Consider the following 14,919-nt stretch of genomic DNA (forward strand, 5'->3'; position numbering starts at 1 on the left):
ACGAGGTGCTCAACCGGCAGCGATCAATCCCATGCTTTCCAGTTTCAGCAGAACCTGATGGGCGCAGTTGTCGACTTCGACATTCTCGGTTTCGACGCTTAGCTCGGGATTTTCGGGCACATCGTAAGGATCAGAAATTCCTGTGAATTCCTTGATTTTACCCTCACGCGCGAGCTTATAAAGGCCTTTACGATCGCGGCGCTCGCATTCCTCAATACTGGTGGCCACATGCACTTCGCAGAACGCACCGAATTGTTCGATCTCTTCGCGCACGGCGCGCCGGGTGGTGGCATAGGGTGCAATCGGTGCACAGATCGCGATACCGCCGTTTTTGGTGATCTCACTGGCCACATAGCCGATGCGGCGGATGTTCAGGTCGCGGTGCTCTTTTGAGAAGCCCAGCTCAGAGGACAGGTTCTTTCGCACGATATCCCCGTCAAGCAGGGTGACAGGACGGTCCCCGGTCTCCATCAGTTTGACCATCAAAGCGTTGGCAATTGTGGATTTGCCTGAGCCCGAGAAGCCCGTGAAGAACACTGTGAAACCCTGTTGAGATCGTGGCGGGAAACGATTGCGCAATTCTTGTACAACCTCGGGGAACGAAAACCATTCCGGAATCTCAAGCCCTTCGCGCAAACGGCGGCGCAGTTCCGTGCCCGAGATGTTCAGGATCGTGACGTTGTTCTTGTCCAGAATCTCGTCATTCGGCTCGTATTGGGCGCGTTCCTGCACGTAAACCATGTGTTTGAAGTCGACCATCTCGACGCCGATCTCGTCCTGATATTTTCGGAACAGGTCCTGCGCGTCGTAGGGGCCATAGAAATCTTCACCAGCCGAGTTTTTGCCCGGACCGGCGTGGTCACGACCAACGATGAAATGGGTGCAACCGTGGTTTGCGCGGATCAACCCGTGCCAGACTGCCTCACGCGGGCCAGCCATGCGCATCGCAAGGCTCAGTAGCGACATCGAGGTGGTTGAGGCCGGATATTTGTCCAGCACGGCTTCATAGCAACGCACGCGGGTGAAATGATCCACGTCGCCCGGTTTGGTCATGCCAACCACGGGATGGATCAGCAAGTTGGCCTGTGCCTCTTTCGCCGCGCGGAAGGTCAATTCCTGATGCGCACGGTGCAAGGGGTTGCGGGTCTGGAATGCTACGATCCGGCGCCAGCCCACTTTGCGGAAATACGCGCGCAGCTCGTTCGGCGTGTCGCGGCGGGCTTTGAAATCATAATGCACGGGCTGCTGAATGCCAGTGACCGGGCCGCCCAGATAAACTTTGCCCGCTACATTATGCAGGTAATTCACAGCCGGATGCGCATCATCATCGGTACCAAAGACCTTTTCCGCCTCACGCGCTTTGTCCGGTGTCCAGCGGTCGGTCACGGTCATGGTGCCCAGAATGACGCCTTCCTGATCACGCAAGGCAATGTCCTGACCCAATTCGATGGTCGCTGCAAATTCCTCATCAACGTCCAGCGTGATCGGCATTGGCCACAGCGTCCCATTGGCCAGGCGCATGTTTTCGACCACGTTGTCGTAGTCGGCTTCGCTCAGGAAACCTTTGAGCGGGTTGAACCCGCCATTCATAAGCAGTTCCAAGTCGCAGATCTGTCGGGGGCTTAGGTCCCAACTGGTTAGGTCGGCTGCTTCGACCTTCAGTTTTTGTGCGGATTCGTAAGAAACGTATAATTCAGGGATCGGGGCCAGATTGCTTAGCATCGTCATAGGAAATCTCTTATCGCAGTGTCGTTTTCTGTTGTTTCAGAGGTGTTAGTGAGGCATTTGCCCCGACCTCGGTGCGATGTCCATAGACCGGTAGAAACAAAGGAGGATATGCGCGGTTTTTTCCCGAAATGGAACGGTTTTCTGTTTTTTGTTTCAGGCTATTGAAAAAATCCCGCTGCTCAACGACATTAGGCGCATTCTCAGGCAATCTGTTCCAGGGGCGTGGTTTGCGATTCAAGGTCGGGTGCGTGTCTGACGGGCAGGGCGGGGACAGGTTCAGAGACACCCCGTAGGCTGAATTCGCGCAGATCGCGCGGATCACATTGCAACCCCGCCGCGTCCAGAACCTTGTCCGATACAAGAAGCTCGACCCCCAGCGCTTTGGTTTCGGCCTCTAGTCGGCTGGCAACATTTACCGCGTCTCCTATGATAGTGCGCGGCGCGTGTTTCGCGGCACCAATTTCGCCCAATACAAGATCACCAAGATGCAGGCCCATGCCAATACGTACGGGCTGGCTGCCTTCTGCTTCAAGCTGTTGATTGAAACGCTCCAATGCCCGCCCGATCCCAGCCGCCGCCCTTAGACCGGCACTTGCTGAACTTGCGGCATTAGCTGTTTCGAACATCGCCAACAGACCGTCGCCCATATATTTATCAACCACTCCGCCCTGCTCGGTGATCGCGGGAACGATTGCGTCGAAGAAACGATTCAACAGAAACACGATGTCATACGGCAATTGCCCAGTCGTGCGGGCGGTGAATCCGCGCATGTCCAGAAACAAAACTGCCAGTTGCCGCTCTTGCCCCTGACTGGCATGCGCACGATCGCGCGCACCGTCCGGGCGAAAAACGCGAAACACGGTGAGCGGGTCGGTCGGCCGCATCTGACAGGCAAGGCGGGTACCTTTGGGCGCGCTGACGGCTTTCAGACTGCGGGCTTCGACTTCGGTAGGCGGGTGCAGCTGATCGGCGCCTTCTTCAACCACAACACGACAGGTCGTGCAGCGCCCCTTGCCACCGCATAGCGCAGTATGGGGAATGCCGTTTGCGCGCGACATCTCCAAAAGGGTCATGCCTTTTTCTGACACGACTTCGGGACCGTTGATATAGCGTACCCTCACCGAATGCCGCCGCCGCCAAAGCTTGCGCCCGAGATAGACCATTCCGGTCAGCGCCAGCGCGGCCCAGAATACCCACTGCGCATAATCTTTGACTGCAAACAGGGCCTGAAACTCGTCTTGCGAGGGCCAGTTATAGTGTTCGATATACTGTTCTCGCAGATCGGGGTCAGCAAAATCGGCCCAGATACGCCGCCCCTCGGTAAGAAGACCGGCGAAGGCAAAGCCCGGTACAAAGACGGCGATGCCGATCAGATATGGAACCAGCGCGCGCCACCATGTGGTCAGCCGCAGCCACATATGCAGCCCGATACACCCGTGAATCCACACCAGCAGCAGCAATAGGCTTTGGAACCAGATCGCGGTGCTGGGCCACATCAGGATGATGATGTACCCCATTTCATCATTCACCCCGAAAATCTCATGCGCATAGCGGGTCTGGACCAGATGAGAGACTAGCTGCAGCGGGATCAACAGGCCAAGAATAACCTGAAGCGCGACGCTGAAAGGCATCCTGAGCGTACGGCGCTGCGCAAGCGAGACCAGCGCGAGAACCATGTGCATCAGCAATGCGCCATATATCACGATGCTGCCGATCTCATGGCGGTTGACAGCTTTGCGCCCGCCCTGCATCCCGTGCAGCAGGTCGGTGTGAAACAGACCCAAGCCGATATTGATGAAGTGAAAGAACGCAAAGACAAACAGCACGAGGCCGCTTGCGATCCTGAGCCGGCTCATCCATCCGCCGCGCCAAAGTGCGTTATCCAAAAGCTTACCTGTTCGTCGCGTTGTTTGAATCGATCCTGATACGGCGGTGTGCGTCGGTCAAGGTTACCTTTCGGGACGCCAATCGTTAGGCGTGCTCGTCGGCTGTATCAAATTGACCCCAGTACTGAACAACACGAGATGGCTAAGTTCGGGCCGCGAACGCGAACTGTACAACAGCCCGTCCGCGCCAACTGCGCGTGCTTCATCCGAAAATCGCCAAGTTGGGGAAGGGGTGCCGTTGTCCCGCAGGTCTTGCCAGACAATCGAGACATCGGCGCGTCCCCGCAAGTCCATCAAATGCGCTGCGGAAACCTGAAACTGTTGAATTACACGCGGCGGATCGCATGGCGAGACATAGCGCCGTATGGCGATCCCAGCTCCTTCTGCGCTTAGTGAAGCATACAGGGCGAATTGGCCGGAATGATGAAACCGGCCTTCGGGTGCGCGGGCAGGTGCCAATGGGATGCCCAATTGGCTGCGGAACAGAATTCTCCAGACCGGGCCGGAGAACTCTGTGATCATTCTAGTCGTTCTCCGCCAGGAACCGCTCGGCGTCCAGCGCAGCCATGCAACCCATGCCAGCGCTCGTTACAGCCTGACGATACACATGATCGGTCAAGTCCCCGGCTGCGAAGACGCCCGGAACCGAGGTCTCGGTCGTGCCCGGTTTGGTAATGACGTAGCCCCCCATGTGGGTTTCCAAGGTGTCTTTAACCAGTTCATTCGCCGGGGCGTGACCGATAGCGACAAACACGCCTTTGCACGGGATTTCGGTGATCTCTCCGGTTTTGACGTTCTTGACCTTGACGCCTTCGACGCCCAGCGGAGCATCGGTGCCAACGACCTCGTCCAATTCATGGAACCACAGCGGCTCGATCTTTTCGTTCTTGAGCAGCCGGTCCTGCAGAATCTTCTCGGCGCGCAGCTCATCGCGGCGGTGGATCAGCGTGACTTTGCTGGCAAAATTGGTCAGGAACAGCGACTCTTCCACCGCGGTGTTCCCACCTCCGATTACCACAATTTCCTGCCCACGATAGAAGAAACCGTCACAGGTGGCACAGGCCGAGACGCCAAAGCCTTTGAATTTTTCCTCGGATGGCAGGCCGAGCCATTTGGCCCTCGCGCCTGTGGCCAGGATTACTGCATCGGCAGTATAAACTGTGCCGCTGTCACCCTTGGCCGTGAAGGGGCGCTGGCTGAGGTCCAGATCGTTGATGATGTCACCGATGACCTCGCATCCCATGGCCTTGGCGTGATCCTGCATCCGCACCATCAGATCCGGCCCTTGCACCTCGGTGTCACCGGGCCAGTTCTCGACTTCGGTAGTAGTGGTCAGTTGCCCTCCAGGCTCGATCCCCTGCACCAGAATCGGCTCCAGCATGGCGCGGCTTGCATAGACGCCAGCAGTGTATCCGGCCGGTCCCGATCCGATGATCAAAACCTTTGTGTGTCGTGTTTCAGCCATGGTATCCCCACTCGATCTGCCTTTTAGGGCAATTTTCCAATCCGGATCGATATAGCGACCACAACGCAGAGCTTAAAGCCCTTTCATATTGCAAGCTCGTGATGCGACTGATGACAGGATGATCGGGCGAACATACATTTGAGATAACGAAAATTGCTCAGTCGTGAAATATTATTGCGCCCACCGGGGCTGCTGATATAACAACCGGAAAAATTTAGGAGCATTCGATGGTCGCGACCCGATTGGATGAAATCGACCGCAAGATTCTTGCGGAGCTGCAGGCCGACGGCCGAATGACCAATGTTGAACTTGCCAAACGCGTTGGAATATCGGCTCCACCCTGTCTGCGACGGGTGCGGACATTGGAGGATTCAGGCTATATCCATGGTTACCATGCGGATGTGAACGCCCGCGAACTTGGATTCGAGGTGCAGGTTTTTGCGATGGTCGGGTTGGAAAGCCAGGCTGAATCCGAACTCAGTGCCTTTGAAGACCGTTGCCGCGAATGGCCTTTAGTCCGTGAATGCCACATGCTGAACGGCGAGGTGGATTTCATCCTGAAATGCGTTGCACCGGATCTCAGCAGTTTTCAGCAATTTCTTACGGGTGAGTTGCTGACCACGCCAAACGTTGCCAGCGTGAAAACCTCGCTCGTTATCCGAGGCGCAAAAGACGAGCCAGGCGTACCATTTGACGTACTGGAAGACCGGATGAACCAGACGGCCTGACCCTGATGCCAGATTGATCCACCGCGCATGGTGACAGCACCGCTGCCACAGCCAGGGATAGTGCCCAAATTACTAATATCTGCATGATGCCTCTACACTTGCAGTAATCGTTAACCATTTCACGCTGTTAAGGCGTCAATTTCACCATCTCCGGCCCTTGGCAAGAGCAATGGGCCAAAATCGTTCAGTGATTCGATATGTGAGAATAGATTCAGATAGATCGATCGCAAAGAGTGGCTGATCATACGTACAGCATTGACGCCAGGATGGTAGGTTTCGAATTGCAGACCATCAACCCGGATGACCGAATGTCGCGCGACGCAGATATGGAACAACTCAACCGGAGTCGGCGGTAGCGTTTCAATTACGCTTGTACCGTCTTGGAACTCATTCACGGGTGTCAGCATAGGTTGGCCGGCATGCAAATGGCGCATATGCGCTGGTGTCGCGAGCAGGCGTGCTGCGGGACCAGCGATAACGCCCGACATTGGTTTCTGCATCCCAAAGGTGTCGGCCATAATTCGGGTCAGCGGACGGGTCCGTCCACGCGAATCTTCGCGCCCCGGGATTAGTGTTACAGACCCCTTCCAAAGCACCGTTTCGGATGATCCGTTCTGAGTAAGAACATCATCACCGGGCAACAGGTCTTCAATGGCCATCGGACCATGCGTTGTCTCGACCAACGAGCCACGTGTAAAGGCGCAAAACGCATCTTCGAACATCGGTAAGGCTGGTGCGATATGCCTTGTCTGTGAAACATCCCCATTTTCCAGCAGGCAAGAAACTTCGTACCTTCGAAGTTGGGCCTTAGGTTTTGTTGACGGCCCAGGCACATCGCGCAACAGCGCTGACGTCTCGACCGCGTTTCTGGCAGCTTGTGCCAGAGAATTTGGAATAGCCATATATTCCGTCTCCTCTAAATACCGTCCGGGCATTTTGAACCCCCGTGCAACTGCGCCAAACGGCTATGTTCTTTGTCTTTAATCAAAGGGATAAACACCGGTCGATGCTGCACGTGCGCAGCGCCGCGAAAAGTAAACACCAATGTTCATGGTCAATTTCATGACCCCCCAGACAAACTCGTAAACTGCAGGCTTCAATTGCCCGCACGCACACGCTCCGAAACATGGTCGCAATCTCGATCGCGACCCCACATACCGAACCGGAGCATTACCCGGTATGTGGCTTGCCCGTTGAGACCGGCAGCTGGTCCCATGGGGTTGCTTGTCAGCGTCTGGCCGCCAGGCGACGCGCGACTCTGACAGAGTGACTAGAAACCCGCTTCCAGGGCATTTCTGGTTCCTGATCCTTAATGGCCGTAAGCACGGCATTCAGAAAGCGCGATTTCATTCTCATATTCATCATCCTGCTTCGTTGGGGCGAAACGCCCGGTTCCTGTATGTCGACCAAATGTGATGCGGCTTTGCGGCACCGATAAGGCTGATCCGGGATGAATTCAGGACAATAAGAAGGTTTTAGTTACCTCTTGGCTACGTACGCCAACGCTCAGTTGCCCCAATTTCGGGTAACCGTCTGAGCATTGGTGAAAATTTGAGACGATTCTGTGACAGATAAACACAATAAATGTGGCGGAATCTGGGCGATATTGCCTTAATTCGGGCTAGATCTACAACCTGATCGCTGAAATCAACCTGCCGTAGTCGACCTCATTGGCGTGAGTTGAACGCCGATAGGAATAAAACCTATCAGGGTCGGAATACGTGCAGTGCTTAATCCATTCGGCTTGTCCAACACCGGCCTGACGCAAACGGTGCAGGCCAAACGCGGGTAAGTCAAAGTGCAGGCGGTCGCCTTCGCCATTTGCGAAGAATCGCGTGTTTTCCGACGAGTCAGCGACAAAGCTGTCCAGAAATTCCGGGCCAACTTCGTATGCACGTTGCGAAATGGTTGGACCAATGACCGCAGCAGTGTTTGCCCGTGTGGCCCCCAATCCCTCCATCGCATCAAGAGTTGCCTCTAGAACGCCGTCTAACGCTCCGCGCCAACCCGCGTGCGCCGCACCGATCACTTTTGCGTCAGAATCAGCCAATAGAACTGGCTGACAATCCGCCGTCAATATCGTCAGGGCGAGGCCTGGCGTCGCCGTAACAACCGCGTCTGCTTTGGGCTTCTCGCCATTAATTGGTCCGTCCACGGTGATTACGGTTGGAGAATGCACCTGATGCACGCCGATCAAGCCCTCTGGGGTGACTTCCATGGCCTTGGCGACGCGCCTACGATTCAAGGCTACGGCCTCGGCCAGATCAGTTGAACCGGTTCCGCAATTGAGACCCGCATAAATGCCTGACGAAGCGCCGCCGCGACGACTGAAGAACCCGTGTCGCACTGGGGACAAAATATCAGAGGTGAGGATTTCCAATGTCATGGTTCCAGTCCCGGTGGCGGTGCAGCGTGTTGCGGATATAGGCCCAGTACTTTGAACAGGTTTCCCATTTCATCCGGGTGCGTCAACCGTCGATGTGCGGATATCAGCGCCTCAAGCTGTGACCCGCTGAGCCGGGCAGCAAGAGATTGAGCACGCGCGGTGATCCCTAGTCGTTCAAGAAACACCCCTTGCGGTGTCAACCTTGAATGGACACAGCCCGCAGCGCGCGCCGCAATCGCCAATGTCTCAAAGTCGACATGCGCTGTCAGGTCAGCCTGGCCGGGTTGGTCCAATGGGTCGACTGTTTTATGTGTCTGCAAGGCTTGCAAAGTGTCTCCAAGAGATCGCCAGTCGCCATAATCGATGATGAGCCCAGCTCCGCCATTCCGTGAAATCTGCCCCGCGACGCTGCTCAGAATGGAGGTTGCAGCAGCGCATAACTCGACCAGATCGCCATCCTGTGTATCCTGTAATCGTTCGTTCAGTGCAGCCTGAGGGGTCTGCGCGCCAAGTCCGAATGCAAGTGAGGTGCCGTCACCCCCGACCAATCGCTCGCGCCAACCTTCGCCGTCACGCAGGAACTGACGTACGGGAAGAGCATCGAAGAATTCGTTTGCCACCAGATACAGCGGAAGATCCGGTAGATCAGAAATGGCCTCGACCCATTGGGGTTTATAGTTCTGCAGGGTTTTGGACTGGAAGCTGCGCAGGACCGGAGAGGCCTCAAACAGCATAATCTCGATCGCGTTATGAAATCCGGGAACACCTTTTGTCGCGCGCAAGATGTCTGCCATTAGCGTGCCACGACCGGGGCCAAGCTCTGCCAGTGCGACACGTTCGGGTTTGCCCTGATCAAGCCAGCATTGCGCTAGACACAAACCGATCAACTCGCCGAACATTTGGCTGATTTCCGGAGCAGTGATGAAATCACCTTGGGCGCCCAGCGGGTCGCGGGTCGCGTAATAGCCATGCTCGGGATGCATCAGGCATTCGGTCATGTAGTCGGCGACGGTCATGGGGCCATCATTTTGAACGCGGAGAAGCAGAAGATCCTTCAGATTCATGATCTACGCCGCGCCCGCAGCGCAAACCAAAGACCAAGTGCAATCATCGGCAATGATAAAAGCTGCCCCATGGTCAGGCCGTACCCACCCACATGCCATGCAAGCCCCAGCGGGTTGCCGGGTGTGATAAATTGGGCGTCCGGCTGGCGAAAGAATTCGACCAGGAATCGCGAAGTGCCGTAGCCTGCAAGAAACACGCCCATAATCAGACCGGGTTTCTGAAACGCGCCACGCCGATAGGCCAACCAGATCAGTAGTGCACCAAGAAGCAGCCCCTCAAGTGCTGCTTCATACAGCTGCGAAGGATGGCGGGCGCACATTCCGGCCACAACGCCGGGACAATCCTGTGCCGCGCTGCCGGGAAAGATCACCGCCCATGGCAGCTCACTGGGCCGCCCCCAAAGTTCGGCATTGCTGAAATTCGCGAGCCGCCCTAGCAGTAACCCGGGTGGCACCGTGTGGGCGACCAGATCGGCTAGCGAGAGAAGCGGAATCTTGTGGCGCTTACCGTACAGATAACTGGCGATGATCACGCCCAGCAGGCCGCCATGAAACGCCATGCCGCCTTGCCAGACCATCAGGATTTCCAGCGGGTGCGATAGGTAGTAGGCGGGCTGATAGAAAAGGACGAAACCCAAACGGCCCCCGAGGATGACACCCAGAATGATCCAGGTCACTAAATCCTCAAGCTGGTCGGGGCGCATCGGGGGTGTCTCGTCCGTCCAAAGCCCAGGTCGCCGCAGCGCCATCAGCGCCATGCGCCCAGCAATCAGAATGCCAACGATATAGGCCAGCGCATACCAGCGCAGCGCAATCTCCATCCCGAACACAGAGATCGAGAAAACGTCGGGTGACAGATCGGGAAAATTCAGTACAGCCTGCATGTGCGTCTCATTGCCCGGGGTTTACGGGGCAAGTCAACCTTGAGCCCGGGCCATTCTTTACCCATATAGAGAGCAATCGTGAAATCGGAGAAAGCCCATGCAAACCCGTAACAAGATTCTGGACGATATGTCTCAACTCATGACCAACGCCATGGGCGTGGCGCAAGGGGCGCGGGAAGAAGCTGAAAATGCGATGAAGTCGATGATGGATCGCTGGCTGGCTGATCGCGACTTTGTCACCCGGGAAGAGTTTGATGCCGTGCGGGCCATGGCGCAGAAAGCGCGCGAAGAAAATGCCGCGCTTGAACAGCGTATTGCCGCACTTGAAGCGAAGCTGGACAAATAAGTCCGACTGAATTGCAAATTTCAGGCAAAGACAATCAGCCGCGCAATCCAGACTTGGATTGAGCGGTGTCGTGTATGATGCCGCCTTGCAGAAAATAATCAAGACAAAGCTGCGTGAGACGCCAATATTTTGATCGGCGTTGCCAACTGTCCACAACTTATTGCTGTTATCCCCAATAATTAGGGTTGCCAGAACCCGGCGTGCGTCGCACCATATTTAGTACAGACAGACTGGGGAAGCCCGGCTTGTAGAGCAGGCAACTAGCGCTGGGGCGCTGCCAGCCCCAAATTGCTAGAGATTAGTGAGGTGGCATTATGGCCCTTTCCGAGCAGTATCTCGAAGAAGACCTTCATCCGATCGACATTGTTGAACATCTTGCAGAACATCACGACTGGGATTTTGACCGGATCGGGGATGATCAGATTGCCATGGCCGTTGAAGGACAGTGGCGCACATACTCGATCACACTGGCCTGGTCGAATTACGACGAAACGCTGCGTATGGTGTGTTCGTTCGAAATGGAGCCTCCAGCCGAGCGCGAAACCGAGCTTTATGAATTGCTGAACAAGATGAATGATCAGTGTTGGGCCGGGGCGTTTACCTACTGGGCCAATCAAAAATTGATGGTCTATCGCTATGGCTTGGTACTGGCCGGTGGTCAGACCGCCAGCCCGGAACAAATCGATACCATGATCACCGCAGCGGTACTGAGCGCCGAGCGCTACTACCCTGCGATCCAACTGGTGACCTGGGGCAACCGTGATCCCGAAGAGGCAATGCAAGTCGCCATTGCAGAGGCTTACGGCCGCGCGTAAAGCTTTGCCCCAAACCATAGGGGAGGGGCAATCATGGATATCTCGCGCGTTGCCGAACAGGGGTTGGTGCTTCTGGGATGCGGCAAGATGGGTTCAGCGATGCTTGCGGGTTGGTTGGAACATGGCCTGCCCGCAGCATCGGTTTGGGTGATCGATCCTTATCCCTCTGACTGGCTGAAGGCGCAGGGCGTCAACATAAACACACCTCTCCCCGAATCCCCGGCAGTGGTTTTGGTGGCTGTAAAGCCGCAGATGATGGGTGAGGCTTTGCCTGCCATTCAGGCGCTGGGCGGTGGCGATAGTCTGTTCATTTCGGTCGCTGCCGGCACATCTTTGGCCACTTTCGAAAACGTTCTGGGTGCGGACACACCCATCATCCGAGCAATGCCAAACACACCTGCAGCAGTTCGGCAGGGGATTACGGCGCTGATTGGTAATTCGAAAGCCTCGGATGCCGATATTGTATTGGCCGAGGGATTGCTTTCGGCGATTGGCGAAACGGTGCGCCTTGATGATGAGACGCAGATGGATGCCGTCACTGGCGTTAGTGGCTCAGGTCCGGCCTATGTTTTCCACTTAATTGAAACGCTGGCACAAGCAGGTGAAGCACATGGCTTGCCGCCTGAGCTGGCGATGAAGTTGGCCAAATCAACCGTAGCCGGGGCAGGGGCGTTGGCGATGGCCGCAGATGAGCATCCCGCGCAACTACGGGTCAATGTGACCTCGCCCAATGGCACCACGCAGGCAGCGCTTGAGGTGCTTATGCACGAAGAGGAAGGGTTCCCAGACCTGCTGCATCGTGCCGTCAAAGCCGCAACCAACCGATCCAAGGAGCTATCTCGTGAGTGAGATCACATTCGACGAATTTCTCAAAGTAGACATTCGTGTTGGCGAGGTCGTCCGTGCTGAACCATATCCAGAGGCTCGCAAGCCCGCGATCAAGATGTGGATCGACTTTGGTGATGAGATAGGTGAGCGCAAGACGTCTGCCCAGATCACCGCCCATTACGACCCGATGACGCTGGTGGGCAAGCAAGTGATGGCTGTTGTGAACTTCCCGCCGCGTCAGATCGGCAAGTTCATGTCCGAGGTTCTGGTGCTGGGTCTTCCGGACGAAAACGGAGAGATCGTCCTGATCGGGCCGGACGGAGAAGTTCCTACCGGGGGGCGGATGCACTAATGAAATTGCTGATTGCCCGCCCAATGACTGAGGCTGTCGAAGCCCGTGCCCGAGCAGAGTTCGACGTCGAAATTCGTGAGGCGACCTCGCCTCTGACACAAGACGAGATGGTGCGCGCGCTGACCGAATTTGATGTCGTTATCCCCACGCTCGGAGATCAGTTTTCGGCACAGGTGTTTGCCCAAACGTCTGAGCCACGCTGTAAACTGCTGGCAAATTTCGGCGTTGGCTACAATCATATTGATGTGGACGCAGCGCGGACAGCAGGCCTTTCGGTAACCAACACGCCCGGCGCTGTGACAGATGCCACGGCAGACATTGCCATGACCTTGCTGCTGGCTACCGCGCGCCGTGTGGGTGAGGGGGAGCGTCTGGTTAGATCAGGCGGCTGGGAAGGATGGCACCCGACGCAAATGCTGGGCCATCATGTAAGCGGTAAGAAGGTGGGTATCGTGGGTATGGGGCGGATTGGGCAGGCGATTGCTCAACGCTGTCATTTTGGATTTGGCATGAGGGTCGCGTATCAATCGCGTAGCCCAAAGCAGGTGGATTTCCCAACTGAGTACTTTCCCAATCTCGATGCATTGGCGGCGTCTGTAGATTTTCTTGTATTAGCCGTTCCCGGCGGGACTGAAACGCGCCATCTAGTTAACGCCGAAGTGCTGGAGGCGATGAAACCCGATGGAATTCTGGTCAACATCGCACGCGGTGAAGTCATAGATGAGACAGCGTTGATTGCTGCTTTGCAAGAAGGGCAGATCGCTGGCGCCGGATTGGACGTTTACGAATTCGAACCCGAAGTTCCACTTACTTTGCGCGAGATGCAGAATGTGACGCTGTTGCCGCATCTGGGTACGGCAACGGAAGAGGTGCGCACCGATATGGGCCATATGGCGCTGGACAATGTGGCGGCATTTGTTGCGGGGCGAGCCTTGCCCAACCCGGTCTAGTCGCCGACAACCTCGCGCCAGTGTTTGCGGCAGAGCGAAACATAGGTCTCGTTCCCGCCGATCTGGACTTGGGCACCTTCGGTGATGGCGTTCCCGTTCTCGTCCTGACGAATCACCATGGTCGCCTTGCGGCCGCATTCGCAGATGGTTCGCACTTCGCGCATCTCGTCAGCTAATGCCAAAAGTGTGGCAGATCCCGGGAAGAGCTTGCCCTGAAAATCCACCCGCAATCCGTATGTCAGCACGGGAACTTTCAGGTCGTCTACAGCACGCGCAAGCTGCCAGACCTGTTCTTCCGACAGAAACTGGGCCTCATCAATGAACACGCAGGCAATCTGTCCCTTTTTCAGACGGTTCTCGATCATGGCAAACACATCGTCGGCGGGGTGAAATTTGTCCGCCTGTTCGGAAATGCCGATTCGCGAAGCGATCTGCCCCTCACCCGCGCGCCCATCGATGGCGGCGGTCATGAGATAGGTATCCATGCCGCGTTCGCGGTAGTTGTGCGAGGCCTGCAGTAACACGGTCGATTTGCCCGCGTTCATGGTCGAATAGTTGAAATAGAGCTTTGCCATGCCGTGGGTCTAATTCGCCTGATCGGTCTGGGCAAGCGGTCTCATGTATGGGGAAAGTGACGCCGCCGCTACAGCAGCAGAGGCCGAGCAGATGCTCTTGGGGATGGATAACCTCGCGTCCGCAACAGCGGCGTCTTCGGCCTATAGTTGGCCTATTTACTTTGCAAGGCGGTAATATTGCCCTGCAATCACTCTTTACCGGCACGAACGGCCGCCACTCACTCACAAAATCCCTGCATATCTGAGGGATAGTCAACTTATGGCATTTCAATTATGACTCGAATATGGGAAATTTCCCTACCCTTTCCCCCGGCACGGACAGGCGGGGGACAGGAGCGCAGGTAACAAGGGTAGCAACATGGCAGATATCGGGGCCTATCTGAAAAAGCACACCGAGGCATTGGTGAAGGATGTCGGGATCGAAGCCGCGTGCGAGATCACTGGTAAATCCAAAGCCACCCTGGGAAGATATTATTCTGATAATGCCGAACACGTTGACCGCTTCATGCCTGTAGATGCTGTTGCGCAGTTGGAAAACGCCGCAGCTTACCCGCATGTCACCTCGGCACTGGCCGATTTGCAGGGTATCACCCTGTCTTATAACGGTCGGAATTCAGAAGGCCCTCGTACCGGTGGCGTGAATTCTGACGTCATTGCATTAAGCCAACGCTTTGCGATGCTGATGTCCGAATATCAGACCGCAATCGAAGATGGCATCATCACCGTCAACGAGGCAAAGCGCTTGCTGAAAGAGACCAGCATGCTGCAGCAGGTGCTGATCGAGATGAAGCTTCACCTTGAAGAAGAAAGCGTCAGCTGACGCATCCGCACTTGTTGGTGCTTAGTCTCTGCATGGATTTGCAATGATTTCTTGTTGAAGAAGGCGGCACGCAGGCCGCCTTTCTTCGTATT

At 55.9% G+C, this 14,919-nt stretch carries 16 protein-coding genes; 7 read left to right on the top strand and 9 right to left on the bottom strand.

Annotation, left to right across the window (positions count from 1 at the left end; genetic code table 11):
* Positions 1-9 precede the first annotated feature (9 nt).
* From ACR0MQ_RS04600 to trxB, 4 genes are all read right to left on the bottom strand, one after another.
* Positions 10-1,728, bottom strand: a complete 1,719-nt coding sequence (locus ACR0MQ_RS04600) for a bifunctional sulfate adenylyltransferase/adenylylsulfate kinase (protein ID WP_480606291.1) — start codon at positions 1,726-1,728, stop codon at positions 10-12.
* Positions 1,729-1,928: 200 nt separating this feature from the next.
* A complete protein-coding gene (locus ACR0MQ_RS04605) occupies positions 1,929-3,584 on the bottom strand; it encodes an adenylate/guanylate cyclase domain-containing protein (RefSeq protein ID WP_480606294.1) in 1,656 nt (551 codons plus the stop codon).
* A 93-nt stretch (positions 3,585-3,677) separates the two neighbouring features.
* Positions 3,678-4,136: an RES family NAD+ phosphorylase gene (locus ACR0MQ_RS04610; RefSeq protein WP_480606298.1), complete on the bottom strand. Its 459-nt coding sequence runs from the start codon at positions 4,134-4,136 to the stop codon at positions 3,678-3,680.
* 1 nt (position 4,137) lies between these two features.
* A complete protein-coding gene (gene trxB / locus ACR0MQ_RS04615; RefSeq protein ID WP_010441795.1) occupies positions 4,138-5,079 on the bottom strand; it encodes a thioredoxin-disulfide reductase in 942 nt (313 codons plus the stop codon).
* A gap of 227 nt (positions 5,080-5,306) precedes the next feature.
* Between trxB and ACR0MQ_RS04620 the strand changes: the two genes are divergently transcribed.
* Complete coding sequence (locus ACR0MQ_RS04620; RefSeq protein WP_010441796.1) at positions 5,307-5,807, top strand: Lrp/AsnC family transcriptional regulator; 501 nt, start codon at positions 5,307-5,309, stop codon at positions 5,805-5,807.
* A 119-nt stretch (positions 5,808-5,926) separates the two neighbouring features.
* Here the strand turns inward: ACR0MQ_RS04620 and ACR0MQ_RS04625 are convergent, their stop codons facing one another.
* The 4 genes from ACR0MQ_RS04625 to lgt all read right to left on the bottom strand — a co-directional run bounded on the left by ACR0MQ_RS04625 (position 5,927) and on the right by lgt (position 10,141).
* Positions 5,927-6,709 (bottom strand): Hint domain-containing protein, encoded by a 783-nt coding sequence (locus ACR0MQ_RS04625; RefSeq protein WP_170772576.1) that lies wholly within the window; start codon positions 6,707-6,709, stop codon positions 5,927-5,929.
* A gap of 725 nt (positions 6,710-7,434) precedes the next feature.
* Positions 7,435-8,193: a peptidoglycan editing factor PgeF gene (gene pgeF / locus ACR0MQ_RS04630; RefSeq protein WP_170777016.1), complete on the bottom strand. Its 759-nt coding sequence runs from the start codon at positions 8,191-8,193 to the stop codon at positions 7,435-7,437.
* Positions 8,190-9,257, bottom strand: coding sequence for a class I SAM-dependent methyltransferase (locus ACR0MQ_RS04635; RefSeq protein ID WP_480606302.1), 1,068 nt, complete (start codon positions 9,255-9,257; stop codon positions 8,190-8,192). The genes pgeF and ACR0MQ_RS04635 overlap by 4 nt, the downstream gene beginning before the upstream one ends.
* Positions 9,254-10,141, bottom strand: coding sequence for a prolipoprotein diacylglyceryl transferase (gene lgt / locus ACR0MQ_RS04640; RefSeq protein WP_480606305.1), 888 nt, complete (start codon positions 10,139-10,141; stop codon positions 9,254-9,256). Before lgt ends, ACR0MQ_RS04635 begins: the two co-directional genes overlap by 4 nt.
* Positions 10,142-10,238: 97 nt before the next feature.
* Here lgt and ACR0MQ_RS04645 point away from each other — a divergent pair, with 97 nt between their 5' ends.
* The 5 genes from ACR0MQ_RS04645 (at position 10,239) to ACR0MQ_RS04665 (ending at position 13,432) form a co-directional block, all read left to right on the top strand.
* A complete protein-coding gene (locus ACR0MQ_RS04645) occupies positions 10,239-10,487 on the top strand; it encodes an accessory factor UbiK family protein (RefSeq protein ID WP_010441801.1) in 249 nt (82 codons plus the stop codon).
* Between the two features lie 314 nt (positions 10,488-10,801).
* The gene (locus tag ACR0MQ_RS04650) at positions 10,802-11,302 is read left to right on the top strand and encodes a type III secretion system chaperone family protein (protein WP_010441802.1); all 501 of its coding nucleotides are present in this window, start codon (positions 10,802-10,804) and stop codon (positions 11,300-11,302) included.
* 33 nt (positions 11,303-11,335) lie between these two features.
* The gene (proC, locus tag ACR0MQ_RS04655; protein ID WP_170772568.1) at positions 11,336-12,151 is read left to right on the top strand and encodes a pyrroline-5-carboxylate reductase; all 816 of its coding nucleotides are present in this window, start codon (positions 11,336-11,338) and stop codon (positions 12,149-12,151) included.
* Positions 12,144-12,482 carry a tRNA-binding protein gene (locus ACR0MQ_RS04660; protein WP_170472910.1) on the top strand — a complete coding sequence of 113 codons (339 nt, stop codon included), beginning with the start codon at positions 12,144-12,146 and terminating at the stop codon, positions 12,480-12,482. The genes proC and ACR0MQ_RS04660 overlap by 8 nt, the downstream gene beginning before the upstream one ends.
* Positions 12,482-13,432, top strand: a complete 951-nt coding sequence (locus tag ACR0MQ_RS04665) for a 2-hydroxyacid dehydrogenase (RefSeq protein ID WP_480606308.1) — start codon at positions 12,482-12,484, stop codon at positions 13,430-13,432. Before ACR0MQ_RS04660 ends, ACR0MQ_RS04665 begins: the two co-directional genes overlap by 1 nt.
* On the opposite strand, the gene ACR0MQ_RS04670 is transcribed toward ACR0MQ_RS04665, so the two are convergent.
* A complete protein-coding gene (locus tag ACR0MQ_RS04670) occupies positions 13,429-14,007 on the bottom strand; it encodes a thymidine kinase (protein ID WP_170772564.1) in 579 nt (192 codons plus the stop codon). The genes ACR0MQ_RS04665 and ACR0MQ_RS04670 overlap by 4 nt on opposite strands.
* Before the next feature lie 358 nt (positions 14,008-14,365).
* Here ACR0MQ_RS04670 and ACR0MQ_RS04675 point away from each other — a divergent pair, with 358 nt between their 5' ends.
* Positions 14,366-14,827, top strand: a complete 462-nt coding sequence (locus ACR0MQ_RS04675) for a hypothetical protein (RefSeq protein ID WP_170472887.1) — start codon at positions 14,366-14,368, stop codon at positions 14,825-14,827.
* The last annotated feature ends 92 nt before the right edge of the window (positions 14,828-14,919 follow it).

The organism is Ruegeria sp. AN6 (assembly GCF_056540425.1).

Bases quoted from the DNA above. Each gene is read 5' to 3' on its own strand.
- ACR0MQ_RS04625 (WP_170772576.1), bottom strand. From the start codon at position 6,709: ATGGCTATTCCAAATTCTCTGGCACAAGCTGCCAGAAACGCGGTCGAG.
- ACR0MQ_RS04645 (WP_010441801.1), top strand. From the start codon at position 10,239: ATGCAAACCCGTAACAAGATTCTGGACGATATGTCTCAACTCATGACC.
- ACR0MQ_RS04650 (WP_010441802.1), top strand. From the start codon at position 10,802: ATGGCCCTTTCCGAGCAGTATCTCGAAGAAGACCTTCATCCGATCGAC.
- ACR0MQ_RS04635 (WP_480606302.1), bottom strand. From the start codon at position 9,257: ATGAATCTGAAGGATCTTCTGCTTCTCCGCGTTCAAAATGATGGCCCC.
- ACR0MQ_RS04675 (WP_170472887.1), top strand. From the start codon at position 14,366: ATGGCAGATATCGGGGCCTATCTGAAAAAGCACACCGAGGCATTGGTG.
- pgeF (WP_170777016.1), bottom strand. From the start codon at position 8,193: ATGACATTGGAAATCCTCACCTCTGATATTTTGTCCCCAGTGCGACAC.
- ACR0MQ_RS04620 (WP_010441796.1), top strand. From the start codon at position 5,307: ATGGTCGCGACCCGATTGGATGAAATCGACCGCAAGATTCTTGCGGAG.
- proC (WP_170772568.1), top strand. From the start codon at position 11,336: ATGGATATCTCGCGCGTTGCCGAACAGGGGTTGGTGCTTCTGGGATGC.
- ACR0MQ_RS04670 (WP_170772564.1), bottom strand. From the start codon at position 14,007: ATGGCAAAGCTCTATTTCAACTATTCGACCATGAACGCGGGCAAATCG.
- lgt (WP_480606305.1), bottom strand. From the start codon at position 10,141: ATGCAGGCTGTACTGAATTTTCCCGATCTGTCACCCGACGTTTTCTCG.
- ACR0MQ_RS04610 (WP_480606298.1), bottom strand. From the start codon at position 4,136: ATGATCACAGAGTTCTCCGGCCCGGTCTGGAGAATTCTGTTCCGCAGC.
- ACR0MQ_RS04600 (WP_480606291.1), bottom strand. From the start codon at position 1,728: ATGACGATGCTAAGCAATCTGGCCCCGATCCCTGAATTATACGTTTCT.
- ACR0MQ_RS04605 (WP_480606294.1), bottom strand. From the start codon at position 3,584: ATGAGCCGGCTCAGGATCGCAAGCGGCCTCGTGCTGTTTGTCTTTGCG.
- trxB (WP_010441795.1), bottom strand. From the start codon at position 5,079: ATGGCTGAAACACGACACACAAAGGTTTTGATCATCGGATCGGGACCG.
- ACR0MQ_RS04665 (WP_480606308.1), top strand. From the start codon at position 12,482: ATGAAATTGCTGATTGCCCGCCCAATGACTGAGGCTGTCGAAGCCCGT.